The organism is Pseudomonas sp. NFX15 (genome assembly GCF_049132105.1).
GTDB lineage: Bacteria > Pseudomonadota > Gammaproteobacteria > Pseudomonadales > Pseudomonadaceae > Aquipseudomonas.
This window is the reverse complement of the sequence record NZ_JAFMPV010000001.1, coordinates 42,128-67,902: the sequence shown is the minus strand read 5'-3', so window position 1 is coordinate 67,902 and position 25,775 is coordinate 42,128. Positions and strand designations below refer to the sequence as shown.

Annotated in this window: 21 protein-coding genes and 3 pseudogenes; 11 read left to right on the top strand and 13 right to left on the bottom strand. The window is 59.6% G+C overall.

Going from position 1 to position 25,775, the window contains the following annotated elements:
* Window position 1: 1 nt before the first annotated feature.
* The 6 genes from J1D76_RS00285 to J1D76_RS00260 all read right to left on the bottom strand — a co-directional run bounded on the left by J1D76_RS00285 (window position 2) and on the right by J1D76_RS00260 (window position 6,877).
* The gene (locus tag J1D76_RS00285) at window positions 2-1,108 is read right to left on the bottom strand and encodes a WD40/YVTN/BNR-like repeat-containing protein (protein WP_421136472.1); all 1,107 of its coding nucleotides are present in this window, start codon (window positions 1,106-1,108) and stop codon (window positions 2-4) included.
* 61 nt (window positions 1,109-1,169) lie between these two features.
* A complete protein-coding gene (locus J1D76_RS00280; protein WP_421136471.1) occupies window positions 1,170-2,558 on the bottom strand; it encodes a DUF1329 domain-containing protein in 1,389 nt (462 codons plus the stop codon).
* Window positions 2,559-2,570: 12 nt separating this feature from the next.
* Entirely contained in the window at window positions 2,571-4,268 is a 1,698-nt protein-coding gene (locus tag J1D76_RS00275) for a DUF1302 domain-containing protein (protein WP_421136470.1), read from the bottom strand.
* 57 nt (window positions 4,269-4,325) lie between these two features.
* Window positions 4,326-5,450 (bottom strand): FAD-dependent oxidoreductase, encoded by a 1,125-nt coding sequence (locus J1D76_RS00270; protein ID WP_421136469.1) that lies wholly within the window; start codon window positions 5,448-5,450, stop codon window positions 4,326-4,328.
* An 87-nt stretch (window positions 5,451-5,537) separates the two neighbouring features.
* Window positions 5,538-5,939, bottom strand: coding sequence for a Rieske (2Fe-2S) protein (locus J1D76_RS00265; RefSeq protein WP_421136468.1), 402 nt, complete (start codon window positions 5,937-5,939; stop codon window positions 5,538-5,540).
* Entirely contained in the window at window positions 5,936-6,877 is a 942-nt protein-coding gene (locus J1D76_RS00260) for a VOC family protein (RefSeq protein ID WP_421136467.1), read from the bottom strand. Before J1D76_RS00260 ends, J1D76_RS00265 begins: the two co-directional genes overlap by 4 nt.
* Before the next feature lie 301 nt (window positions 6,878-7,178).
* On the opposite strand from J1D76_RS00260, the gene J1D76_RS00255 reads away from it, so the two are divergent.
* Together J1D76_RS00255 and J1D76_RS00250 are read left to right on the top strand one after the other, a co-directional pair.
* A complete protein-coding gene (locus tag J1D76_RS00255) occupies window positions 7,179-8,141 on the top strand; it encodes a LysR family transcriptional regulator (protein ID WP_421136466.1) in 963 nt (320 codons plus the stop codon).
* Between the two features lie 59 nt (window positions 8,142-8,200).
* Entirely contained in the window at window positions 8,201-9,358 is a 1,158-nt protein-coding gene (locus J1D76_RS00250; RefSeq protein WP_421136465.1) for an alpha/beta hydrolase family protein, read from the top strand.
* Between the two features lie 275 nt (window positions 9,359-9,633).
* Here the strand turns inward: J1D76_RS00250 and J1D76_RS00245 are convergent, their stop codons facing one another.
* Window positions 9,634-10,020: a nuclear transport factor 2 family protein gene (locus J1D76_RS00245; protein WP_421136464.1), complete on the bottom strand. Its 387-nt coding sequence runs from the start codon at window positions 10,018-10,020 to the stop codon at window positions 9,634-9,636.
* Window positions 10,021-10,280: 260 nt separating this feature from the next.
* Here J1D76_RS00245 and J1D76_RS00240 point away from each other — a divergent pair, with 260 nt between their 5' ends.
* Together J1D76_RS00240 and J1D76_RS00235 are read left to right on the top strand one after the other, a co-directional pair.
* Entirely contained in the window at window positions 10,281-11,630 is a 1,350-nt protein-coding gene (locus tag J1D76_RS00240) for an amidohydrolase family protein (RefSeq protein WP_421136463.1), read from the top strand.
* 11 nt (window positions 11,631-11,641) lie between these two features.
* Window positions 11,642-12,088 carry a GlcG/HbpS family heme-binding protein gene (locus J1D76_RS00235; RefSeq protein ID WP_421136462.1) on the top strand — a complete coding sequence of 149 codons (447 nt, stop codon included), beginning with the start codon at window positions 11,642-11,644 and terminating at the stop codon, window positions 12,086-12,088.
* Here the strand turns inward: J1D76_RS00235 and J1D76_RS00230 are convergent.
* Window positions 12,073-13,008, bottom strand: coding sequence for a LysR family transcriptional regulator (locus J1D76_RS00230; RefSeq protein WP_421136461.1), 936 nt, complete (start codon window positions 13,006-13,008; stop codon window positions 12,073-12,075). The genes J1D76_RS00235 and J1D76_RS00230 overlap by 16 nt on opposite strands.
* Window positions 13,009-13,180: 172 nt before the next feature.
* The gene (locus tag J1D76_RS00225; protein WP_421136460.1) at window positions 13,181-13,342 is read right to left on the bottom strand and encodes a DUF2986 domain-containing protein; all 162 of its coding nucleotides are present in this window, start codon (window positions 13,340-13,342) and stop codon (window positions 13,181-13,183) included.
* A gap of 196 nt (window positions 13,343-13,538) precedes the next feature.
* On the opposite strand from J1D76_RS00225, the gene J1D76_RS00220 reads away from it, so the two are divergent.
* From J1D76_RS00220 to J1D76_RS00210, 3 genes and pseudogenes are all read left to right on the top strand, one after another.
* Window positions 13,539-14,882: an MFS transporter gene (locus J1D76_RS00220; protein WP_421136459.1), complete on the top strand. Its 1,344-nt coding sequence runs from the start codon at window positions 13,539-13,541 to the stop codon at window positions 14,880-14,882.
* Window positions 14,883-15,058: 176 nt separating this feature from the next.
* A pseudogene (locus J1D76_RS00215) lies at window positions 15,059-15,361 on the top strand (PAS domain-containing protein); the annotation flags it as partial.
* A gap of 288 nt (window positions 15,362-15,649) precedes the next feature.
* A pseudogene (locus J1D76_RS00210) lies at window positions 15,650-16,624 on the top strand (methyl-accepting chemotaxis protein); the annotation flags it as partial.
* Window positions 16,625-16,798: 174 nt separating this feature from the next.
* Here J1D76_RS00210 and J1D76_RS00205 read toward each other — a convergent pair.
* Together J1D76_RS00205 and J1D76_RS00200 are read right to left on the bottom strand one after the other, a co-directional pair.
* A pseudogene (locus J1D76_RS00205) lies at window positions 16,799-17,216 on the bottom strand (glycine zipper domain-containing protein).
* 569 nt (window positions 17,217-17,785) lie between these two features.
* On the bottom strand, window positions 17,786-18,895 hold the full coding sequence (locus tag J1D76_RS00200) for a substrate-binding domain-containing protein (RefSeq protein WP_421136458.1): 1,110 nt from the start codon (window positions 18,893-18,895) through the stop codon (window positions 17,786-17,788).
* 191 nt (window positions 18,896-19,086) lie between these two features.
* Between J1D76_RS00200 and J1D76_RS00195 the strand changes: the two genes are divergently transcribed.
* The 4 genes from J1D76_RS00195 (at window position 19,087) to J1D76_RS00180 (ending at window position 23,961) form a co-directional block, all read left to right on the top strand.
* Window positions 19,087-20,448, top strand: coding sequence for a uracil-xanthine permease family protein (locus tag J1D76_RS00195; protein ID WP_421136457.1), 1,362 nt, complete (start codon window positions 19,087-19,089; stop codon window positions 20,446-20,448).
* 9 nt (window positions 20,449-20,457) lie between these two features.
* The gene (locus J1D76_RS00190) at window positions 20,458-21,855 is read left to right on the top strand and encodes an amidohydrolase family protein (RefSeq protein WP_421136456.1); all 1,398 of its coding nucleotides are present in this window, start codon (window positions 20,458-20,460) and stop codon (window positions 21,853-21,855) included.
* A 23-nt stretch (window positions 21,856-21,878) separates the two neighbouring features.
* Window positions 21,879-22,592 carry a sulfite exporter TauE/SafE family protein gene (locus J1D76_RS00185; RefSeq protein ID WP_421136455.1) on the top strand — a complete coding sequence of 238 codons (714 nt, stop codon included), beginning with the start codon at window positions 21,879-21,881 and terminating at the stop codon, window positions 22,590-22,592.
* Window positions 22,593-22,713: 121 nt separating this feature from the next.
* On the top strand, window positions 22,714-23,961 hold the full coding sequence (locus tag J1D76_RS00180; RefSeq protein ID WP_421136454.1) for an OprD family porin: 1,248 nt from the start codon (window positions 22,714-22,716) through the stop codon (window positions 23,959-23,961).
* Between the two features lie 266 nt (window positions 23,962-24,227).
* Here the strand turns inward: J1D76_RS00180 and J1D76_RS00175 are convergent, their stop codons facing one another.
* Window positions 24,228-24,767, bottom strand: a complete 540-nt coding sequence (locus tag J1D76_RS00175; protein WP_421136453.1) for a hypothetical protein — start codon at window positions 24,765-24,767, stop codon at window positions 24,228-24,230.
* A gap of 237 nt (window positions 24,768-25,004) precedes the next feature.
* Window positions 25,005-25,631 (bottom strand): LysE family translocator, encoded by a 627-nt coding sequence (locus J1D76_RS00170; RefSeq protein ID WP_421136452.1) that lies wholly within the window; start codon window positions 25,629-25,631, stop codon window positions 25,005-25,007.
* Window positions 25,632-25,775: the final 144 nt, after the last annotated feature.

Genomic DNA, 25,775 nt, shown 5'->3' with positions numbered 1-25,775 from the left:
CTCACTCCGCAGCGTTGACGGTAGACGGCGCAAGGCGCGTCAAACCGGTGAATCCAGCCAATACCAAACCGCCGTCAGCGGCCTGGACCACACTGGCGACGGGCGCACCCAACGGTTTGCCGTAAGGCTTGAGCAGTGCACCGGGCTGGCTACTGGTACGGAACAAAGCGCCGCCCTGATTGACCAGCAGCAGTTGGCCGTCATCGGTGCGAATCGCGTCGCTGAAAGAAATGGGCATTGGTACGGGCGCAGGTTGAAAGCTTTCGCCCAGGTCGTCGGAGATGAAGGCGTTACCTTTCAAACCGGCCGCCAGCAACGTTCCATCGTCGCGAATTTGCAGGGCAAAGAAGCTCCCGGCATAGGGGCTGCCGAGCGCTGAAAATGACTTGGCCCCATCATCCGAGCGTGCGAGGTAACCTTGCTCGCCGGCGATAAACCAGTGCTCGCCCTGGCGGGCAACCGCGTAAAGGTGCGAGCCCGCCGGGTTGTCGATCTGCCCCATCAAGGACCGCCAGGTCTGGCCACCGTCGTCTGTCGTGAAGGCCAACCCGTAGGCCCCCACAATCAACCCATGCTGGCCATCGACGAACTTGAGTGCGAGGAAGGGTTTGTCAGGACCATCGCTGACCAGTCGTTCTGCGGTTTGCACCCGCATCGCGGCGCCATCCTGATCCGTCGCGACAGTCCGTTGCTCGGTAGCAGCCTGCAACTCAAGTTGCGCTGCGCGACGGCCATCCAATTGCACGGCCCAGTGTTCACCGCCGTCCTGAGTCTTCAGCACAACGCCGACATGCCCTACCGCCCAACCCACATTGGCATCGACAAACTGCACCGCCGTCAGGCTGACCGAGACCGGCACCTCGGCTTGCCGCCAGGTGGCGCCGTTATCGTCAGAGAGCAGGACGATACCCCGCTCCCCGACCGCGACTAACCGAGTGCCGGCCCGCGCCAGGTCCAACAGCACCGCGTGTTGTGCCTGGGGTGCAATCATCGCCGGGGTGTTGAGTGCGTCCCCCACCGCTGCGGCATGCGCCAGGCTCAACGGCAGCATCAACGGCAGCGCTATACAACAGACGAGCCGTCCAACCGACTGACAGATTTTGTACATGACCCACCTCGAAAACCCTGTGGAACCGGATCACGATCCGTAGATCGTGATCGCGCTCGACTCAACGAACCCCGGCACCCGCCATGGCCGCCGGCGAAAACTCGGAAGCCTTGTAGCGATCGACCATGCCGTACTGCTCTGGCAGGCCGGTGTAGACGTTCTGGATAAACCAGGCGCCGGAGGTCAGGTCGTAGAATCCCGAAGACAATTGCGCCTGTGCGGGCAGGTCCGGCATGACCGCCGGCAACGACCACAAGGTTTTGGCCAACTGGCCATTGGCGTCCCAGCGATCACCCAGCATCGCTTGCCAGGTGTCTTCGTCGAGGTAGTAGCGGCCCTTCGGCAACTGGTGACGTTTACCCGGTGCCAAGTCGGCCTCGACGACCCAGACCCGGTGCAATTCCCAGCGCACGTAGTCGGGGTTCATGTGGTGGGCCAAGAACAGGTCTTCGGGTTTGCCAGCGGTTTGCACCTTGTTGGTGTTGTAGGGGATGTACATCTCCTGCTTGCCCACCAGTTTCCAGTTGAAGCGATCCATGCGGCCTTGAAACACGCTCAACTCGTCGAACGACATGACCCCGGCAGTCGCCGGTGTCGGGGTATCGCAGCAGGCATTCGGCAATTTGCGCACCCGGCGTTGACCCGTCAGGTACACGTGCGCCTGGGACAGGTCGCCATTGATGTTGGTGCGGCCCATGATTTGCTCGCCGGCGCGCAGCGGTGGCCCGATGTTGAGCAAGCGGAACAGCCAATAGTCACCGGCGAAGGATTCCGGCGAACCTTCCTGGTAGTAGTAAGGCATTTCCTGGATGGCCTGGCCGTCGGTGGTCATCACTTGCTTGCCGTCGGCGGTCATCAGGTAATGACGAAAATGCATCGCCACCGAGGTGCCGCGCCAATTGAGCAGGTGGTTCCACATGGCTTCCGCGCCGTTTTGCGGCACCGGGAACGGGATACCGCCATACGCCCCCTGCGGCACAGGCCCGGCGCTGCTGTCGACCAGTTTGGCGCGGGTGGCATTCTTCAGCGTGTTGTCATACACCCACTGCGGTGCGGCGGCGGTGCGGCGTGTCGGATACACATCGATGCGATAGGTCTCAGGGAAACGCTTGAACATTTCCTTGGTGCCATCGCTGAGCTTGCCGGCGTACTGCGCCAGGTTTTTCGAGGTGATGCTGAACAGCGGTTTGTCGGCGGCGAAAGGATCGCTACGTTTTCCACCTTCCTTGAACGAAGGATCGACCTTGGTGTAGCCACCGTCCCAGGCGGGAATCGAGCCGTCGGCATTCCCGGCGCGCTCAGCCCCGAATGGTGTCAGGTTTTTCGACAGTTTTGCCGCATCTTCAGCGGTGCCGGCCATCGACATCTGGCTGCAAAGGGCCAGGCTACCGAGCACCGCAAAGCACAGGGCCTTGAGCTTGAATGCTGCACTTTTTTTGTTGTGAGTCATGCGCAAGTCCTCTTAAAACGTGGTCTTGACGGAGAAAGCCAGGTAGTCCCGGTCTTTCAGCGATTGCAGGTAATTGAACTGGCTGGCCGCGTCGAGGTTGGTGCCCTCGGGGCCGTAGTAGTGCGTGTAGGTCAGGCCGGCCGTCACGCGATCCAGGTAGGTGGCAGTGATACCGATGTTCATGTCGCCACCGTTGTCCGGGCCGAAAGAACTGACCACGGCCGATGCGCCCATCGGGAAGTAGCTCAGGCCCACCGGAATGCTGATGTCGATACCGGGGAAAAACTGGCGATAGGTCGGCGTGTAGACCATCTTCATACCCACGCCATCGCGAGTGGCATTGGGGTCCAGGGCGTCGTGGTTTTTGGTGACGCTGAGCAGTCGGTTCCAGGCGACTTCACCGACAAAGGCCGATTCCTGGGCCAGGAAGTTAGGCCCGAAAGAAGCCAGCACGTTGAGGTTGACGTGGGCGGTGCGGCCGACGGCGTACAACGGATGGCTATCGTTGTCAGCCTCCACACCCGGCAAGACGGTTACACCGTTGGACACCAGCGGCATGTTCCAGCGCATCGACGCCTCACCGGCAAAGCTGTATTCGTCGACCGTGGTCGAAAAACTGCTGCCAAAGGCGCGGATGTCTTCCGGATAGACCCAGTAGTAATCGCCGATTTGACCGGTACTGAAGTTTGGCGCCCCGGTCGAGGGCCGCAGATACAGCTTCGGCGTCTTGTCGTGGTACTGGATCGCATACAGGCCGTATTCAACGGTTTCTGCGTTGTACTTCAACTGCAAACCGCCCTGCCCGGTGTTTCTGGCGTCCTCGTCCTTGCCATGGAAAAACGCTGCCGGGCTGCTCGGGTTGCCGCCCAGGAACGAAGGAAATGGCGCGCCGACGATCAGGCGTTCGTTGCCTTCGCCGATGGTGTCGCTGACGGAAAAGTAACTGCCCGCGCCCGGCAGACGGGTCTCTTCCCATTCGAACTGATAGAACGCGCCAAGCGATACGTCATCAGTCAATTGGAAAGTACCGGACAGCTGATCGACCGGTCGGGTGATTTCCTTGAACTGGGTGTTGGGTACGGACTGGGCTTTGACCACGTCGACCGGCGCCATGCCACCGGCAATGCCGTTGGCACCGAAGAACAGGCTCTCACCCCAGATCAACCCGTGACGGCCGGCGCGGATGGACGTAGCCCGATCAGCCAGCTCACCGTTCCAGTACACGAATGCGTCGAGCAGCTCGCCATTGCCGCCATGCAACTGACGGGTGTCGTCGGTGAATTCGTCGTAGGCCACCGAACGCTGGTTGGCGCGTGTCGGGTCGTCGTTATCGTTGTCGTGCTGGTATTCGGTGTCGTACCAGGCCGCACCGCTGACACGCGCACCGACGTCCTTGAAGGACATATCCAGTTCGGAGAGGATGTCCATGCGGTTGGAAATCAGCCCTTTCTTGAAGGCCCGATCACCATCGTCCTGGTTCAACGCGACCTGGCCTTCAGTCAGCTTGCTGCTCGGATCCTGGGTGCGCCAAGCGGCGCTGTACTTCACCGTATTGTCCCAGCGCAGGCTGAAATCCGGGTTGCCGGTATCAATCTGGAAGGCATGGGCCGCCTGGCTGCACAGCACCAGCGCTGCGGCCAAGGTGAAACCAAAGGGTGCACAAGTGCTGACCTGGCGGCGCGCAAGCGTCGCAGTCGAGGAGCTAACCATCGCGTTAACCTCTTGTTTTTATAGTGGTAACTGCTGTGGGTGAACGGCCGTTTCGAGTCAGATAGGCTCCGCCGTTCGTGCGAGCATTTGCTTGACCAGCCCGATCCGATCGAAGTCGCGGTCGTGCTGCATTTCCTTGTCACCGGCCAGCACCGAACTTTCGCTGATGTATTTGCAACGTTCGAAGCGGCGCGCCATAAAGCGCTGCAGCTGTTGCTCGACGTCGCCGTCAGCGGTCAGTTCTTCACTGAGCACAATCGCATCTTCAATCGCCATGCCCGCGCCCTGCCCCAGGTGTGGCGTGGTCGCGTGGGCGGCATCGCCGATCAGCATGACCCGCCCGCGATACCAAGGCTCATCGACGAAGATCACTTCCATGGGCTTGTAGACCACCTGGCTGCTGTCGGTGATTTGCTCGCGCAGGTCACCGATCAGACCGGTGAAACCCTGCAAGCGCTGGCGCATCTGTTCGGCCAGGGACTCAGGGGCCATCCACGGATTGCCCGGCTCGTGGGAAGTCAGGAACAGGTACATCAAGTCGCCGGCCAGCGGCACCAGCCCGGCATTGCCGTTGGCGCCCTGGTAGTTGGCGAGGTGATCGATCTGCGGCGCACGGGGGAAGTTGTAGCGCCAAACCGATTGGCCAGTGAAGCGCGGTTTGTAGGTGTCGCCAAACAGCAGGTGGCGGACTTTGGAGAACAGACCATCGGCGCCCACCACCAGGTCGTATTCACCATGGCTGCCATCGGTGAACGACACAGCAACGCTGCCACCCGTATCGTTCAAGGACTCAACGCTCAGCTCGAGACGAACCCTGGCGCCGAGCCCGAGGGCAGTTTGGCTGAGGACGTTATGAAGGGCCAGACGCGAAATACCGACGTTGGCAGGATAATCAGGCCCCGCCAGGCGCTGGCCCGGAATGCGTGCCAGTTGCTGCCCGGCCATACCGTAGATCGCGACGTCTTCAAAGGCGTACGCCGCATCCAGATAACCATCGAGTACGCCCAGCTTGGCCATCTCACGGACCACGTTGCTCTGCTGGATAATCCCGACACCGTAAACCGTCCACTCTGACTTGAGTTCGACCAGATCGACCTCAATGCCTTTGCGGCGCAGCGCGATGGCTGCGCACAAGCCGCCAATTCCACCGCCCACAATCAGAACGTTGTTCACTGCTTTCATGGCTCACTCACTTCTTGTTTTTATGATTCGATGCAGCGTCGGGCACTGCGTCGTTGGGTTCAGCTTCGCGGCCCGGCAGGGATTTGACTAATCGAGAGTAGGGATGCGATGTATCGCCGTACGCGATACCTCGACCTGCTCCTGCCTGTCATCACCACCGGGCATTTCCAGCACCAGCCCGCCCTCCTCAAATCGCCACGGCAACGCCTCCAGCCTTTGCCCGAGGCACGGGCCGTAGACGCATTCACCGGTGTCCGGCAGAAACTGCGCACCATGGGCGTAACAGACGATCCGTTGACCGTCGGCCGAGAGAAACCGGTCTTTGCGGTACTCCAAGCGCACATCCAGATGCGGACAGCTGTTGCGATAAACCCGCACCTGACCTTGGTGCAGCAACACAAACACACTGTCTTTGCCTTGCTGCTTCGGGTCGAACCCACGCGCCTTCCCCTCCACCAGTTCATCCAGCCGGCACAGGAAAAAACTCATGGCTGTTTCGGCGGAGGACCACCCGGTGCCCATTTTTCTTTCGAAATGAACAGGAACAACTGCGAGTTATCCGCCGACAGCGGCGCGCGGCGTGCCTCCCAGGCGTCATCGTGCTTGTCCATGTCGGCGTCGTATTCAATGTGACAACCCAACGGGCTGTTGAAGTACCAGAACCAGTTGGAGCCAAACAGATGACGGCCCGGGCCCCAGAAACTGGTCCAGCCTTTTTGCTCGAAACGTGTCCCGGCCAGCAGCACTTCGGTGCCACTGCCCATATGGAAGGTGAAGTGCTCGCAGCCTCTCATGTGCGGTGGGGTCTGGATCATGAACAGGCAATGGTGATCATCCGAGCCCGCCGGGCGCATGAAAGGCCCGGCACCGACAAAGGTGTCAGTGGTTCGAAAACCAAGGCGCTGGGCGTAGAAGGCTTCGGCCTTCGCTGCATCCGGGACGAAATACACCACATGGGACAAGGTGCGTGGCACCGCCTGCATGTCGAGCGTGATGCCTGGCTGGTTCAGCGGACGCTGGGGCGCATTGCCCGCCGCATTGGTCAGGTCATCCGGGGCGGTGTAGGCCTTGCGAACGGTGACCTGGAAAGCAATCGCAAATCCCATGTCATCAACGCTGTGCAAAACCCCGTTTGCGTCGCGGACAACCTGACGGTCTCGCGCCAATTCGTCCTCGATAGCATCGAGGTCGGCTGCGCCGGCGACGCCATAGACGGTTTCACGAATCGACGGCGCCGGGCCGATGGCGGCAGGCAAATCAGGATCGTCCGCACGACGAATGATGACCGCCGTGCCGTCCAGCGCTTCAAAGCGCCCGCCATTGCTATCGACTGCAACCGGGGCAAGGCCGTAATCGCGCAGGCAATCGGTACACGCCTGGATGTCATCGACGCCAAAGATCAGGGCGTCAAGGCCAATGATGTTCATGACTACCACTCCATTGAAATTATGATCCGGAGACTGCTGCCGACGGTTTGATAGCGCCGCCTGACCAGGCATGGAATCCGGTGGTGGTGTCGGCCAGAGGTCCGACTGCGGCGAAGATTGACCTGCGTTTTGCCAGCTGACTAATCGCGTGTCGGGATGCGACCTATCGTCAATCGCGATACCTGTGGTGATCGAGCGGGGAGTGTTTCGCAGGGGCAAACGCACTATGCGGGAGGGTTGACGCGGCGATGTATTCATCCGAATGTATCGCGAAAATAAATACAAAAAGCGGAACTGCCTGATGCGCTTTAACCACCTCGATCTGAATCTGCTGGTGGCACTCGATGTACTGCTTGAAGAGCAGAACATTACCCGTGCCGCCGAACGCATGCACATGACGCAGTCCGCCACCAGTGGCGTGCTGGGACGCCTGCGCACCTATTTCGAAGACGAACTGCTGGTGCAGGTCGGGCGCAAGATGCAGCCCACGCCTTACGCACTGGAATTGGCCAAGCCGGTGCGTGAAGTGCTGTTGACGATCCAGTCCTCGATCACTGCCAAACCGGTATTCGACCCCACCACCAGCAAGCGGCACTTTCGCCTGGTGACCTCGGACTACCTGATCAGCGTGCTGTTCGCCCAGGTGATTCAGAAGATTCACCAGGAAGCACCGAACATCACCTTCGAAATGCTTGGCCCCGGCGACAATTCCGGTGAGTTGCTGGTGCGTGGCGAAGTCGACCTGATGATCGTGCCAGAGCGCTACATCATCGAAGGTCACCCCTCCAAGCTGCTGTTCGAAGAAGACCATGTCTGCGTGGTGTGGCAAGGCAATACCCAGGTCGGCGACAGCCTGACCCTTGAGCAGTACATGGACATGGGCCACGTTTCGGTGGGTTTCGGACGCAGCCGGCACATGAGCATCGAAGAGTGGTTCATGAACCAGTACGGTTTCAACCGCCGCCTCGAAGTCATCACCAACGACTTCAATACCCTACCCCAGTTGATTGTCGGCACCCAACGCATCGCCACCATGCACAAGCGCCTGGCCTACCTGTATGCCGAGTACTTGCCGCTGCGCATCCTGCCGCCGCCGGTGAAGATTCCGGTCATGCGCGAATACTTGCTCTGGCACCGCAGCGTCGATGGCGACCCCATGCACCGCTGGCTGCGCGAACGCATCAGCGAATTCATCCAGTACCTGGAGCAACGTCCTATCGCCGCTCGCGATACCTCCCATGCCGAGTCACGATTGGTCAAATAGTCGGGGCGTCCTTAACGTGCCTTGCAAACGCCAAGGCAACCACAAGGACAATAACAATCATGTTCCGCTATTTCCCGACCAACTACGTGTGGAATCTTTCCGTCGACCTGGCCATCGAGATGGGCGCCCGCATGGGTGAAATCGAAGCAATGTGCGCCCCTTTGCAAGAGGCCGCCAAACAACCGGACGCCGCCGGCACCCAGGCCTTTCGTGAAACCTGGTCGAAGATGGCCGACAAATTGTGCGGCCTGGCCGAAGAAGACGAAAGCCATGGCCGACTGCTGTCTGCCGGTGAAAAGTACAACCGCGCCGCGACCTATTACCTCACCTGCGAACGCTTGCAGGCCCATGGTGCACCGGGTCGAACCGAGCTTTACCAGCGTTTCCTGCAGACGTTCAAGCGGGGCATCGAGTTGTCGCAAGAGAATTGCGAGCGCGTCGAAATCCCCTATGAGGGCAAACATATTTCCGGCCTGTTGGTACGCGCAGAGGGCGTCAGCGGCCCGGCGCCGCTATTGGTACAGGTCAATGGTCTGGACTCGACCAAAGAAATGAAATACCGCGTCGGCCTGCCAGCCTGGCTGGCAAAGCGCGGCGTGTCCTCGTTGATCATCGACCAACCGGGTACCGGCGAAGCGTTGCGCTTGCACAACCTGATCGCCCGCTTCGACAGCGAGCACTGGGCCAGCCGCGTGGTCGACTGGCTGCAAACCCGAAGCGATGTCGATGCCAAGCGTATCGGCCTCGAGGGCGTCTCGCTTGGGGGTTACTACTGCCCACGGGCCGTGGCCTTCGAACCGCGTTTTGCCTGCGGTGTGGTGTGGGGCGCGAACCACGACTGGCGCGATGTGCAAAAGCGTCGGCTGGAAAAAGAAGGCAGCTTCCCGGTGCCGCATTACTGGTCCCACGTGTGCTGGGTGTGGGGCGCGAAAGATGTCGAGGAGTTCATGACCATCGCCGAAAACGTGCACCTGGACGGCGTGCTGGATCGCATCAAGGTGCCGTTCCTGGTGACCCACGGGGAAAAGGATTCGCAGATTCCCCTGAAATGGGCACACCGCACTTACGAACAACTGGTCAACAGCCCTAAACGCGAGTTGAAGATTTTCACCGAACGCGAAGGTGGCGTGCAGCATTCCAGCTTCGATAACAGCATCAACGCCGGGCAGTACATTGCCGACTGGATTGCTGAAACGCTGGGTGGCCGCGTCGCCTGATTCATACTGATCCAGGCAATAAAAAAGGTTCTTCACGCAATCCCGGGAAACTGTAGGAGCCGGCTTGCTGGCGATGGACTCAAGTGCGCCGCATTTATCCAGTCCACACGCGATATCGTTAACGACCATCGCTGGCAAGCCAGCTCCTACAGGAGACCGCGTTAGGAGGCTGGGCCCGAGTCGAACATGAAGTGCCCCCCACGCCGGTGAAAGATGCAAAAAAACGCCTGACAACTTGGGGTTGTCAGGCGTTTTGCGTTAAGGGGTTCGCAAGATCAGCTTGGCGAACGGGTCGCATGGAACGAGCTGATCTGCCAACCCTGCGCACCGTGTACCCAAACCTGCGTGGCAAAACCCTCACCTCGAATCGGCTGATCTCCGCCGCGCTTTTGCAGGGTATTGCACTGCGGCCCGGTCATGATCGCCAGGTCGTCACCATAAAAGCGGACTTGGAGATCGCCACGCTCAATCGCCAGGTACTGCACGGCGCTTTGCGCGTAGTCGAGATAATCTGCCTTGCCTTGCACCAGCCCCGTGGTGTGCACATACACCAGATCATCGGCAAACAGCTCGGTGACGCGCGGGTAATCCTCTTCGACCAGCGCCCGGCCACGGGCGTGTTCCAGGTCCAGCAGTTGCTGTTCTACGGTTGCGTTCGACATCTTGTTTGCTCTCAGTGGAATAACCAAGGCGCACCTTAGACGCCCGATATCTTCGTTAAAAATCGCCGTTCACGATGCCTGCCATCTGCACTTGCGATACCCGGGGCGCGCATTCTCAATATGCTCGAAGGCACCGAAATCATGTGACGGCATCAGCTATTGATGCCATCAATAGCCAGGCAACGATGCAATCTGCTGGTCGCTCTGCGGGCCGCGCCCTAGCCTCGCTTGGCATAACAATCAGCCAAAGCGAACCTGCCATGAATGCCCTGCACCTGAAATGCCAGACCCTGTACGACGGCACCGGCCTGCAAACCCGTCAGCAGCAAACTCTCATCGTTGAGAACGGCCTGCTCACTTATGTCGGCCCGACAATGTCAGCGCCCAATATGCAGCCGGGGGACACCCTTCTGGATGCCGGTGATCAATTTGTAATGCCGGGGCTGGTGGATGTGCACACCCACTTGGCGTTCGGCAATGCGCAAAGCGAAGAAGACATTGATTTGTGGACCAGCGACGAATTCCGCGCCCTGCGCGGCATGTTCTTCGCCCAGCACGTCCTGGCCGCCGGCGTCACCAGCATGGTCTGCCCCGGCGACAGTGGCCAGCTCAGCATCGCCGTGCGCAATGCCGTGGCTGCCGGCCTGTTCGAAGGTCCGCGCATTGCTGCCAGCAGCCGGGTCATCACCAATCGGCAAAGCCTCAACGACTGGTTTCCGAGCCGGGTCGGTGCCCCGGAATATTTCACCGCGCAACTGGTCACCAGCCGCAGTGACGCCCTCGCTGAGATTCGCAAGCAGGCCAAGGACGGCGTGGACCTGATCAAGATCGCCATGGACGGCACCCACCGCCGTCCCAATGGCGAGATCATCGCCGCGTTCACCGCGGATGAAACCCGCGAGATGGTTGAAGAAGCCCATCGCCTGGGCTGCAAGGTGGCGACCCATGCCTATGGTCGCGAGGCAGTGATGTACGCCGCCCGCGCCGGTGTCGACCTGGTGTTCCACGCCTTCTACATGGATGACGACTGTATAGAAGCGCTGCTCGAGGCCGGCAGTATCCTCGCGCCGACCATGACCTTTCCGCAGAACACCGTAGACTTTTGCCAGCCTCACGATCCGGCCATCAGTACCGGTTACGCCGGCTACTGCGCACGCACCCTGGACATTGGTTCGGCCGTGCTCAAGCGTGCCAAGGCCGCCGGGATACCGTTCGCCTGTGGCAGCGACAGCGGTTTTGCGGTGACGCCTTATGGCGAATGGCACGCTCGTGAGCTCGAACTGTTGGTCACCCGGCTGGGCTTCACCCCAGCCGAAGCGTTGTATGCGGCAACGGCCGTCGGCGCACGCTGCATGCCACGGGGTGAAACCATCGGTTCCCTGGAAGTGGGCAAGCAAGCGGACTTCCTCTTGCTCGACGGCTCACCGCTGCACGATATCCGCATCCTGCAGGACCGCACGCGTATCAAGGCGGTATACAAGGCCGGGCAGCCCGTGCGCATGGACCGCAGCCCCTACAACCCCAAACAGGTGTCCGATTTCAACTCACTGAAATGGACCGATCTCTACACCCGTGACCGCGTTGCCAAACTGGGCAAGTGGGCCGTATGAGGAACGACAGCATGCGGTCACTCGACCTGATCATCGCCACGGCCATTGCCAGTGATGCGATCCGCATTGCCCGGCAATCGTCTTGCAAACCCATGGCCGCCGCCGTGCTGGACGCCGCAGGTCACCCGCTGGTGATCCTGCGCGACGAACACGCCAGTTTCCTTCGCCCACAAATCGCCACGGGCAAGGCGCGTGGCTGCCTGGGAATGGGCTTCGGTGGACGTGAACTGGCGCGGCGCGCGCAAGCGATGCCGGCCTTTTTTGATGCGATCAACAGCCTGACCGCGGGTGAAGTGATCCCGGTGGCGGGCGGTGTGCTCGTTCGTAATGGTGAGGGGCGGATCCTCGGTGCCATCGGCCTGAGCGGTGACACCTCGGACAACGACGAACGATGCGCCGTGCAAGCCATCGAGCTGGCCGGCCTGGTGGCCGATACCGGCGATCAACCCGCGGGCTGATCGAGCAGCGTGGCCTGCTCCAGCAAGAGGCCACGAAACCATTGCATGGCGGGATCCTGGTCCTGGTAGGGATGCCATTGCAGCACTTGAACCGCTTCGGGGAATGCCAAGGGCGTGGGCAGAATGCGCAGCCGATAGCGCTGGGCAAAACGCTCCGCCTGCCGGAGGAACACGGTTGCAATGCGCGCCGTATCGACGATGAATTCCGGCATCAACACGAAGCTTTCGAGTGCCACCGCCACGTGCCGTTGCAGGCCCAACTCATGCAGGTGCGCGGCATCCATCGCCAGGTTTCGACCATCGGCGAACTCGCGCACCACATGTTCGGCAGCGCAATACATGGCCAGGCTCAGCCCGTGAGCATACTGCAACTGTCGTTCGCAAACGATGCAGCACAGCTGGTCGTGCATCAATGGCACGTGTGGGTATGCAGGATTCAACCGACGTTGCGGCACAATCACACAGTCACTGCGGCGATAGTCGAGTGCTTCACTGACCACATCACCGTCACGCGGTACCGGCATGTCCCGCAGGCTCAAGCGCACGCCAGGCGCAATGCGCGCCAATTGCTGACTGACCGCTGGCAGCAGGACCCCTGCTACATAATCCGAGGCCACCAAGGTGAATTTGCGTGTGCACGTGGCCGGATCGAAACTCACCGGCGCGTCGACAATGTCCCGCGTCAGTGCCAGGGCTTCGCGCACCTTGGGCAGTAATTGCAGGCCCAGGGCCGTGGGCTCAAGGCCGCGCCCGACCTGGGCCAGCAACGGATCGTTGAAATGCTCACGCAGGCGCCCGAGCGCCGAACTGGTCGCCGACTGCCCCAGGCACAGTCGCTCTGCCGCGCGGCTGACACTGCATTCGCTGAGCAAGGCATCAAGGGCAACCAACAGGTTCAAATCGAGACGTCGATACCGCATGGGGTGTCCGTGGCAGATTGATCGGTACGTGCTTGTCTTTACTTTTGCGCAAGCATCGACATCGACAATAACGACCAGGAATCCGCGAACACCAATCACTTACCCCGCTACGTAGTATCGCAATTGCAGATACCAGGCTCGGGGAGCGGTCGGGCAAGCGCTAGCGTCTTGCTCAACCCTCGGAGGCGCTCGTGACCTCCTGAGCGGTTTCAGCTTCGAGCTTCAACCGGTCTGCCTTGCTGATGTAGGTGTTCTTGTTTTTCGGCGCCAGTTTGGCGCTGGCCTTCTTGGCGTTGGCCTTCAATATCTGGTTCAGCTTTTTACGACGATTCATGGTGTTCACTCGGTGTGTAATGGCGCGAATGATACCAGCTTGAAAGTGAGTCCACGCCTGCCCTATGCGAGCCGACGCGGCCGGCAATACCAGGCATGACGTCGGTCCTGACTATATGGATGACACTTTTGAAGCAAGCCGCCTCGGCGCCTGCCCGGATAATCGTTAGCTTACTGACGAACGATCGAGGTCCAGGATGACGAATGCAACGACAGAGCCAGTCAGCCCGCAAACCCTGCGAAGAGTGATTGTGGCCGCCGGCATCGGCAATTTCGTCGAGTGGTTCGACTTTGCCGTCTACGGTTTTTTGGCAACCACCATCGCCCAGCAATTTTTCCCCAGTGGCGATGCCAGCGCCGCACTGCTCAAGACGTTTGCGGTGTTCGCCGTGGCGTTTGCGTTTCGGCCCCTGGGCGGGATTTTCTTCGGCATGCTGGGTGACCGTATCGGCCGCAAGCGCACCCTGGCGATAACCATTCTGTTGATGGCCGGCGCGACCACCCTGATCGGCGTGTTGCCCACTTACGCGGCGATCGGCGTGATGGCGCCGATTCTGTTGTCAGTTATCCGTTGCGCCCAGGGCTTTTCCGCCGGCGGTGAATACGCCGGTGCCTGCGCCTACCTGATGGAACATGCACCGAACGATAAACGCGCCTGGTACGGCAGCTTCATTCCGGTGTCGACCTTTTCCGCCTTCGCCGCGGCCGCGGTGGTGGCGTATGCACTGGAGGCGTCCTTGTCGGCCGAGGCGATGGCGAGTTGGGGCTGGCGCCTGCCGTTCCTGATTGCCGCGCCGCTGGGCCTGGTCGGCCTGTACCTGCGCTGGAAACTCGACGAGACACCTGCCTTCCAGGCAGTGGCCAAGGAACATGCGGTCGCCCACTCCCCGCTCAAGGAAACTCTGCGCAACCACGGCGCAGCCATCTGCTGCCTGGGGGCCTTCGTGTCACTCACGGCATTGTCGTTCTATATGTTCACCACCTACTTCGCCACTTACCTGCAAGTCGCCGGTGGCCTGAGTCGTGCCACTGCGCTGCTGGTGTCACTGATTGCCCTGGTCTTCGCCGCGGCGATCTGCCCGCTGGCCGGGCTGTATTCGGACCGGGTCGGGCGGCGGATGACGGTGATGAGCGCTTGCGCGTTGTTAATCGTGGTTGTGTATCCGTCGTTCCTGATGGCCAGCTCCGGCTCGTTTGCTGCCTCCATTCTGGGCGTCATGCTATTGGCGATTGGCGCGGTGTTGTGTGGCGTGGTGACCGCGGCCCTGCTCTCGGAAACCTTCCCGACGCGTACGCGCTACACCGCCTCCGCGATCACCTACAACATGGCGTACACCCTGTTCGGCGGCACCGCGCCGCTGGTGGCGACGTGGTTGATCAGCACCACCGGAAGCAACCTGTCGCCCGCGTTCTACCTGATCGCGGTTGCATTGCTCGCGCTGGCGGGTGGAATGGCCTTGCCGGAGACCTCAAGGATTTCCCTGCATGACGCGGTGACACCGCAAAAAGGCGCAAGTCCGGGCGAATGTGTCACCAGATGAAAAGAAATTGTCGTCGAATGAATCCCCGCTGACCTCCCTCCCCCATAAATTCCACCTCACACCCACGCGTTGAATCGCGAGATCCAATCGTGGGCCCGTCCGGCGCAAAGCCAGGGCCTTTGAGGTGCCGATTTATCTGCTCAACATCATAATAATAATCCGAGGGGTCGCAGTGTATGCGCGTGAATTTACCCGTAACCGAGCATGAGAGAACCTTTCCCGCCGATCAACGCTTGATATCCACCACTGACCTGGACAGCCGAATCACCTATTGCAATGATGCCTTCATCGCCATCAGTGGTTTTACCGAGGGCGAGTTGGTCGGCCAGCCGCATAACCTGGTTCGCCACCCCGACATGCCACCCGGGGTGTTCATTCACATGTGGCACACGATCAAGCAAGGCAAAGCCTGGATGGGGATTGTGAAAAACCGGGCGAAAAACGGTGATTGCTATTGGGTCAGCGCCTACGTCACGCCCATCTATGAAAACGGCCGCATGAGTGGCTACGAGTCGGTGCGCTCCGTCCCCAGCCGCGACCAGGTGCGTCGGGCTTCGGCGCTCTATGCCCGGATGCGTGCGGGCAAACCGATTGTTTCGCACAGTGCCCGGTTGATTCGTCCGCTGCAACATGGCTGGCCCTTGCTGATCGCCGGCGCGGTGTCCCTGATCGCAGACCAGTGGTTGCCAAAGACGGCGTCGCAAGGATTGCTCGTCGCCAGTCTGGGCATTGCCTGGTACCTGATCGAATCCCGCCAGCGCAGGGCCATCGAGCGCACCCTGGCCGAGCATCCAAAGGCGTTTTCCGATCCATTGGTCGCGCTCACCTACAGCGACAACCACGGCCCACAAGGTCGGCTCGATATGGCCATGCTCAGTGAGGAGGCTCGTTTGCAGACTGCCCTGAGCCGGTTGGTCGATGCCGGTGTGAACGTCAAGTCCAAGGCCGCTCAGTCATCCGAGCTCTCCGGTGCCCAGGCGCAATCGCTGGACCGTCAGCGCAGTGAAACCGATCAGTCGGCCGCCGCCATTTCACAAATGGCCGCGACCATCCAGGAAGTCACCCAGAACGTCATCAGCACCGCCCATGCCGCGTCCGAGGCCGACCAGTTGACCCGCGAAGGCAGTGAACTGGCCCAGCAAAGCCTCAACGCGATGAAGGGCATGCACGAGGCGGTCAACGAAATTGGCCAGGCGGTGAATGCGTTGGCCAGCGAAACGCAATCGATCGGCAGTGTCGTCGATGTCATCACCTCCATTGCCGAACAGACCAACCTGCTGGCGCTCAATGCAGCCATCGAGGCGGCCCGGGCGGGTGAGCAAGGACGCGGTTTTGCCGTGGTGGCCGACGAGGTGCGCTCCCTTGCCCAACGCACGCGCACCTCCACCGAACAGATCCACGGCATCATTGCGTCCCTGTATGTCGGCGCCGACCGCGCCGTGTCAACGGCCAGCCGTGGCGAACAAATTTCCCGCGAAAGCATGCAAAGCGTCGAGGCGGTGCAGTCGGCCCTGGTCGGCATCAGCCAGGCCGTGACCCGGATTACCGGCATGAGCCAACAAATGGCCTCTGCATCTGAAGAGCAAAGCCACGTCGCCGAAGACATCAATCAGCAGATCACGCGCATTGCCCAACTGTGCGATCACAGCGCCGGCCAGGCCAAGCAAGGCGCAGCCATCAGCCAGGACCTGGAAGAAATGGCCGAGTACCTGCACAGCCTGGCCGAACGTTTTAACCGATAGGCATGAGCGCCTGTTGACCCCAGGCATCGGGACAACAGGCCGCGAAGCGTCTCTACGGTCAACCGAGCCATTTTCACGGCCGACTGACGCCTGCTCGAGAGGTCTTTCACTGTGTGGTCAACCGGCCATGCGAACAGTTAAAGGCCAACTGCATGCTCGAGTACAATCGACGAACTAGCCGCCATGTTTGTGTTTGTATTTATTCTTATGCTTGTAGTCGGCGTGATGGTCGTTATCGTCGGCCAGATTATTGCCGACCGCACCGCCCGCCGCGCCGCCGAGCCCTGCGCCGATAAGGCCGCCAGTGGAACCACCAAGGCTGTTACCGATCACCTGACCACCTGCTGCCCCGAGACCGCCACCAATGGCAGATTCAGTTTTCTTGCCGCTCTTGGCCGTCATTGCGCCGCCCCGCCGCGCCGCCAACACCCGCTCCGATCGCTGCGTCAGCGCTCCCGCCGACAGCCTGACCGACAACACTGCCCAAGGCACCACCGAGACCTCCACCGACAGCTGTGTTGGTGGTTTCACCGGCGAAGGCGTAATGAGAGACAAGCAGGCTGAACGCAACGACTGACCATGATTTACGCATCTAACAGACCTGCAGACATTCACAAGAGCAGGAAAGTCTGTTGGACCGAAAGCGTCAGGTCAACGCGTATCTGGCCGCGCTTTAATCTGGATCAATCAACCGCCGAGTAGGATTACCGTCTATCGAGCAATTACGCTCGTTACAGCTGCCGTTTCGACATGGAAGCACGCTGCCTGAGTCTGGCCAGCTCAATCCAGACGGCGACATAAATATGGGTAGGTCTGATAAGGGAACTCAATCGTCTTGCGTGCGCGTAGCGCCGGATGAGTCTGAATCAGAGTCTTCAGTTGATCAGTCCCCCCTTTCACTTCAGAAGGCAGAGCCGCGATGTCGGCACCAGTACCCTTTACGATGGAGACCGACGCTAGCGAGGCACAGCCAATGCTGGCGGTGTACTTGCAATCACATCCCAGCCAATCACCTCCTGCGCAACGTAGATCGATGCCTCGATCTAAGCGATCTACGCCATTACCTGGCCGACTTTTATAGCCCAATCGGGCGTCTGGTCGCAATGTATGCTGCTGCATGAGCCACACAAACCCCGACTGTCTGCCAGGGCTTGATTCGGCTCAAGCATTTTTCTTGTGCAAACCCGCGCTCGATTCACGAACCAAAAGCGTGGCCACAGGCGCATCAATGCGCTGACGTTGGACGGCGCCGGAACCATTGATCTGTTCGAACAGCAACTCGATCGCCAGCGCAGCCACCTCCTCCAGGTGCATGTTCAAGGCCGTCAGGGGCGGTTTACATTCCCGCGCGCGAAAGCCGTCATAACGGGTGACCACCTTCACATCCTGCGGCACCTTCAAACCTTTTTCGCTCAACGCCTGCACGGCGCCAATCGCGAAAGCATCGACCGGCACGCATAGACCATCCAGGTCCGGATGCTCGTCCAGCAATTGCACACACGCCGCAACTCCGGCCGCTTCGCCACCCGCTTCGTCGGCGCGAACTATCGCTGGGGTCAGCCCTTGGGTAGAGCAGTAAGCGCGATACGCTTGCTCCATGTCCAGGTAGGAATGCCGGGATTGAATCCCGATCACTAAGCCGATCCGTCGCGCCCCCTGCTCGTGCAGATGATCGAGCAGCAAGGCGCCCGCCACTTCGCCATGCATGTCGATATACGGCAAGGTGAAACCGGCCTCGGGTTGGCGTCCGATCGATACCAGTTTCACACCTCTTTTACGCAGTCGCGCGATGTGCGGGTCGTTGGCGACCGGCTCGATGATGACAGCGCCGTCGATATCCAGGGTATCCAGCAAAGCCTTGGCCTCGTCCATGGGCGGCACCAGCACCAGCGCCACTCCCCGACGCAGGGCAGCTTCCGTCGCGGTAGCCGCGATCTCCATCAAAAAGCCCAGGCGCGACGATCCGCCTGCTACGGCAAAGGGCATCGAGGACAGCAACGCAATGGCATTGGCCCTCCCGGTGCGCAGGCGCTGGGCACGCAGATTGGGGGTATAGCCAAGACTGGCGGCGACTTCTTTGACTCGGGCGCGGGTCACCGGATCGACCTGGCCGCGGTCATTTAGCGCGTGGGAAACGGTGGTGCGCGACACGCCGGCAGCGTCCGCAACGTCGGCAATGGTAGGGCGGTGGTTGTCGTTATTTGGCATCGGTTGGGGCAACTCGGTCAGCAATGCTGCCGAGTTATACGCGCACTGAAGGTTCTCGGCCACTGAGAGGCATCGACGACACATAGATCGTTGACACCTTTAAAGAACGGGAATACATTTCACCCAAATCGATTTGGGCCTATAGCAAAATCGATTTGGTTTGGGATTTACCTACACGATCCCAACCGAAACTACGTGACGTTTAAAACAATAATCAATAAGCCGTGGATGCTGGCTTTACGTAGAGGTGGGATATGCCGGATAACAAGAAAAACCCAGTTTCCGCTGTTGATGAGCGACTTCCCTGGCGCCAGCTATTGATTTTTGGCGCGCAGCATGTGTTGGTGATGGCGGCGTCGCCTGTTGCATCGGTCTTTCTGATGGCCACGGTATTGGGCTTTTCCAGTGAGCTGACGATGCAGTTACTGAGCGCGACCTTTTTGGTCTGCGGGCTGGGCACCCTTATCCAGTCTTTAGGATTGCGCGGTTGTGGCGCGCGCTTGCCCTTCATCATGCTCCCCGGTGGAGCGCCGATCATGTTGTTCATTCTGATCGCTCAGCAGAACAGCGTGGCGACGGCCTCCGGCGCGGTCATTCTGACGGGTGTCTTCTACTTCGTGGTACTGCCGATCTTTCGCCGGCTCCTGCGTTTCTTCCCCCAGGTGGTGGTTGGCACGATGCTGCTGCTGGTGTCCGTCAACCTGGTCAAGCTGTCGGGCGAGCTGATCGTCGGCCGACCTGGCAGCGCCGACTTCGCCGCCCCGCAGCAACTGCTGCTGGCGTTCTCCACAATCCTCATAACGGTGCTGTGTTCACGGTTGTTGCGTGGCACTCTCGGTCAGTTATCCATCTTGCTCGGCCTGGTCGGCGGCAGTCTGCTGGCGCTCGCCCTGGGGGCTTTTGACAGCTCGCAGTTGAGCTGGTGGCCATTGCTGAGCCTGCCGGCACTCATGCCGTTCGGCGTTCCTCAATTCGATCTGTTTGCGTCGATTCCGTTGATGCTTTTTTGTCTGGTTTCCATGGTTGAAGCGACGGGCCAGACCGTGGCGATCAGCGAAGCGGTGGACAAGCCACTGGATATCAACAGGGACGTCACCCGCACCATTCGCGGCGACGCACTGGCGTCGATCCTCGGCGGGTTCATGGGCACCTCGCTGATCATCACCAGCGGCGAAAACATCGGCGTCATCCGCGCCACGCACGTTCGCTCGCGTTATGTCACCGCGGTGTCCGGAGGGCTGCTCTTGCTGTTTGCCCTACTGGCCCCCCTGGCGCGGTTGATCGGCGGAGTACCCGAAGCGGTGGTCGGCGGCACCAGTCTAATCGTGTTCGCCATCGTCGGCACCATGGGCATCGACATGCTGCGAAAAGTTGACCTGCGGCACCACGGCAACATGTACGTGGTGTCCGTTGCCCTGGCGGTCGGTCTATTGCCGATTTTGGTACCAGGGGTTTACAGCCATTTCCCAAACGGCCTGGCCGGACTGCTCGGCAATGGCGTCGCCATGGGCGCCGTCACCGCCGCCGTCATGAACTTCTTCTTCCATTGTGTGGGTCGCCAGGACAACGCTACGGACACCAAGTCCGATCTGACTCACTCTCCACACGCCCACTAAGGTTGCTCCATGGATCGCACAGTTACTACTCACCTGCTCTCTTCTCCTGAACAACTTATTGCACCACAACAGCTGTTGGCGCCGGACTGGCTGATGCTACCGGAAGGCCCAAAGCGCGGTCAGGCCGTGCTGGTGGTCGATGGCACATTTGCGGACGTCGGGCCTCTGTCACTTTTGCAGGCACGTTATCCTGCTCACCAGGTGCTGCGCCTTGAACAACAGTTGTTGATGCCAGGTTTCATCGATACCCATCACCATCTAAGCCAGAGTTTCGGCAAAGGCCTGGTCTTCGGCGAACCTTCGGAAATTTTCCGTCGGGTATGGATTCCCCTCGAAGGCTCGCTCGATTCGGAGTTGCTTTATCTGACCAGCAAACTGGCCGCTTTTGAATCGCTGCGCGGCGGCTTTACCACCGTGTGCGATGCCGGCACGCGCTCGACGGAAAGTGTCGAAGCCATCGCCAAGGCTGTTCATGAAGTCGGCATCCGCTGCGTACTGGCGAAGACCTGCAACGACCTTCAGGGCAAGCAGGTGCTTGATGCGCGTCAGATTCTCGCGGTAGCGGAACGGCATTTGTCGCATTGGGATAACGACACACTGATCACACCTTCGCTGGCGGTGCCCATTCCCGAAATCGCCACTGACCCGACCCTGAAGGCGGTCTACTGCTTATGCGAAGAGGCCGGGCGGGTGTTCCAGAGCCACGTCAACGAGCACCTTGTTGCCGTTGAACGCTCACTGGAACTCTACGGCGTCAGACCTTTGGAGCAACTGCACCGTGCCGGCGCTCTCGGCCCTGCGGCGTTGCTGGCCCACGCGACATTACTGACGCCGAACGAGATCTGCCTGTTGCGTGATAGCGGTGCAGCAGTGAGCTACAACCCGGTGGCCAGTGCCTGGAAAGGCAACGCCGTAGCCCAAGCGCACCTGATGCACTGTCTGGGCATTCCGGTGGCCCTGGGGACTGATGGCACGCGCGGCGACGGTTTCCGCCTGCTGGACTATGCCGAAGCCGCCCAGCGTTTCGCCCACGGGATATCTGTCGGGGATTCGGTTTGCGGCGGTGGGCAACTATGGCTCGACATGAGCACCAAAAACGCTGCGCAGGCGCTCCACCTCGGCCAGTTAACCGGACAAATTACGCCAGGCCACGCCGCTGATTTCCTGCTGGTGGACCTTGCGGTGCCGGAACTGCTGCCGTCATGGAACCTGACCTGGGACCTGGTGCGGCTGGCGAACAGGGATCAGATCCACGCCGTCGTAGTGCAGGGAAACGTTCGTCTGTGGCAAGGCTGGCCGACCGACTGGGACGCCCGCCAACTAATGCGTCAGGTAGATGCGCTGGCGCGGGACATCGTCGGCCAGGCGCCGATCCATAAAATCCATCCACTGCCTCCCGTGGCTTAACACTCTTTGTTATTGGGTAAAAAATGACATTACCATTCGACCCGCTCTACCTCATCGCAGTCGCCGTTGCTTGCGGTGCGCTTATCCAAGGGACAACGGGCATGGGCTTCGCCCTCATCGTTGCGCCGGTAATGGGCTTGCTAGCTCCAGAATCCCTGCCGGTCAGCCTGTTGATTCTGATGTTGCCCTTGAATGCGGCGATCGCCTGGCGCGAGCGTGAGGCAATTGATTTGCGGGGCAGTTCGTGGATTACCGCTGGACGTTTTGTCGGTACGTTCGGCGGAGTCTGGATACTGTTCTGGCTCCCGCTCTCACAGCTAAACGTGTTGATTGGCCTTTCGACGATCGCCGCGTGCCTGGCGACCTGGATGGCGCCATCCTTTGTACCGGGACGGCGTGCGCTGATTTCCACCGGACTGATCACCGGCATCACCGAAACGGCCACCGGCGTCGGCGGCCCGCCGTTGGCCCTGGTGTACCAGCATTCGCCGGTGGCCACCTTGAGAGGGTCGGTCGCCTTGTGCTTCCTGGTGGGCGAAGTGATTTCCCTGGTGGTGCTCGCACTGGGTGGGCATTTGCATGCGACGCAGGCATCACCGGTATTGAGCCTGTGCCTGCCCTTGGCGCTCGGCGTGCTCGCCAGCCATTGGGCCCGACGCTTTATTAACGAAGCCCGCTTGCGCCGATTTGTCCTGATCTTCGCCTTCGTTTCCGGATCACTGTTACTGCTGCAATAACCACCGAGTCGTTCTAGCGGCTCGTTCAGGGCCGCTGCCGCAAGCCATTCGATTGAACTCACTGCATTCGCGCTGCCGGATGCAGCGGATTTCTACAGCCAGAAATTGGATAAAAACAATAATGAAAATAATCGCCAATCTTCGAATCGCCCTCACGCTTTCCATCGTCGGCACGCTTCCATTCAAGGCGCTTGCAGCCGGGGTGCTCGACGACGCCAACGCGACCCTCAACCTGAGAAACTTCTACATCAACCGCAACTTTTCCAACCCGGCATCGCCCCACGGCAAGGCCGAAGAGTGGACCCAGAGTTTCATCCTCGATGCCCGCTCCGGGTTCACTCAAAGCCCGGTGGGCTTCGGCTTGGACGTACTGGGGTTCTACTCGATCAAGCTGGATGGCGGCAAGGGCAGCGGCGGCACGCAGCTGTTGCCGATCGACCGCGACGGGCGCCCCGCCGACAACTTCGGGCGCCTGGCGCTGGCCGGAAAAATGAAAATCAGCAAGACCGAATTTAAAGTCGGCGAGTGGATGCCAATACTGCCGATCCTGCGTTCCGACGATGGTCGTTCGCTGCCGCAGACGTTCGAAGGCGGGCAAATCACCTCGCAGGAGATCGAGGGCCTGACCTTGTACGGTGGTCAATTTCGACAGAACAGCCCGCGTAACGACTCCAGCCAACAGGACATGTTCATGCTGAGCAAGACGGCGTTCGTCTCCGACCGTTTTAACTTCGTCGGCGGTGAATACAGCTTCAACGACAAGCGCACGCTGGTGGGCATATGGAATGCCGAACTCAGAGACATCTACCAGCAGCAGTATCTGCAAGTCATCCATAACCAACCGCTGGGAGACTGGGTGCTGGGCGCCAATCTGGGCTATTTCCAGGGGCGGGAGAACGGCAGCGCCCGAGCGGGCGAGCTGGACAACCGCACGATTTCTGTTTTGCTGTCCGCTCGATATGGCGGCAATACCTTCTATGTCGGTTTGCAGAAGCTCACCGGGGATGATCCCTGGATGCGAGTCAATGGCACCGCGGGAATTTCACTGGCTAATGACAGCTTCAACAATAGCTACGACAACGCCAGGGAAAAGTCATGGCAGCTGCGCCACGACTACAACTTCGTCGCGCTCGGCATACCTGGCCTGGTGTTGATGAATCGTTATGTCCGTGGCAGCAATGTGCATATCGGCGCGGTTACCGACGGCGAGGAATGGGGGCGCGAAATCGAGCTGGCCTATACAGTGCAAAGCGGTTCATTGAAGAACCTCAGCGTGCGCTTGCGCAACGCCAGTATCCGACGCGATTACAGCAGCAACGAGTTTGATGACAATCGGGTGATCGTCAACTATCCGTTCAGTCTTTTTTGAGATAAACGTGCTCGCTAGTGCGACATGTTCGACTGTCGCTATCGGCCGATTTCTTTCTATGCACCGGTAATTTTGTAGTGGCCGCACCTCAAAACGAAATGGTCGAGTGCATAGGGCATTCCTTGAATACTGCTCCTGAATCTTCCTATCGCATGATTCACAGCACCGGCAATAGGCCAACAAACGACCACTCGATCTTTATCTTTAGCTTCCGTGAACTGCCCAGTATTGCTTTCGACATTTACCGGCGTATCAATTGAGGCCTTCTAAGGCAAATACGTTCGTAGCACGTTAACCCTGCGGTCTATCGCCTGCTGTAAACGAGCGCGATGCGCCTCCCAAACGCCAATTTCGACTGAGCAAGTGCGCATCAGCGCCAGCATCGCCGATTTTGCAGCAACATACTCCACGTTGGCGTCTTGCATCTTGAGCTGTCGCTCTTCATGGGCCGTCATTTCCATGCGTCTAAGCGCCAACACAGTGGCATCCGAAATTACTGGGCCAAGCGTTAACTGCGCATGATGAGGTGCACAAAAGGGTTGGCTCTCCAACAGAATGCTACGTGCACGCTGAACACCCCAATTCAAAGCGGTGCCCAGTCGCTCAAAAAATCGGCGGTCGTGGAACTCCTCGTGCATCAGAGCGCCGTTATTGGCATAAATCCCTATAAATGTTTGGACTTCTCCGCTAAACGTAACGCGTACCTGCACCTCCACTTGCCGGCCATCCTTGAGCCTTTCATCATGGATTCTGGTAGGCAAGCGGTTGTTAACCCAAAGCCAGAACTGCGGGCCTCTACGACGCATTCAGGGTACTCCCTTAACCTGTTGTTCACGGCTACCGACAGACAAGACTTAAATGGCCGTCTTGTTCATCTGGCGACTGCGAAGGTCAAAGCAACAAATGATCCTCAATCTAATCAATAAGGCACTTCCACTACCCTATTCTTTATCATCATTTTGCATATCGTTGCTGCCATTCGAGCATTCATGATCAAGGGTTTTTAATTCTGGAACGGTTCAATGGACGCAAAGCTCGCACATCTATTGCGTAGGTATGCCGCTTTGCAGCACCAGCACGCAACCCAGCCCAATTAGTATGACCCCGCTCACGCATGGGACCAAACGCTGGAAGCCCGGTGCCGAAAATGGACCGCGAAGCAGCGAAGCGCCTAAGACTGCGGTTACGTCAGCCATAGAAAACACTAAGTTGACGAAGCTGCCGAGCAGCAAAAATTGTAGCCATACCGGCGCGGTGCTGGTGGCGTCGACGAACTGCGGCAGAAAGGTTAAAAAGAACAATGCCGTTTTCGGGTTGAGCACCTCCACCACCACGCTGTCGCGCAATACCCCAGGTTCGCGTAGCGGTCCTGGGCTCACCGACTGGCGACTGTTGATGATCATCCTTCCCCCTAGCCAGACCAGGTAACCGGCACCGGCCAAGCGAATCACGTCGAACGCCATTGGTGCTGCCTGCAGCAGCACGGACAAGCCACACGTTGCGGCCGCGATATGGACGTAGCAGCCTAGGTGAATACCTAGCGCGGCTTTCAAGCCCGCGCTACGGCCGTAGACGAGGGTCTGGCTGGTCATGTACAAAATTGCAGGGCCGGGCATGCAGGCAAACGCCAGTGTCGCGATGGCAAACGGAATCCAGAGATGGGCAGACATGAAAGTGCTCTTCCAGTGAGGGGATCGTACGGGTCCGGTTCTGGAAGACGCTGAAGGGAGTCGTCAGCTAAGTTGTGCGAGCAGCGTGATACCAGGGCTGCAGGTTAAGGCCGGTACCGGAGCGAAGAAATACGGCAGTTGCCG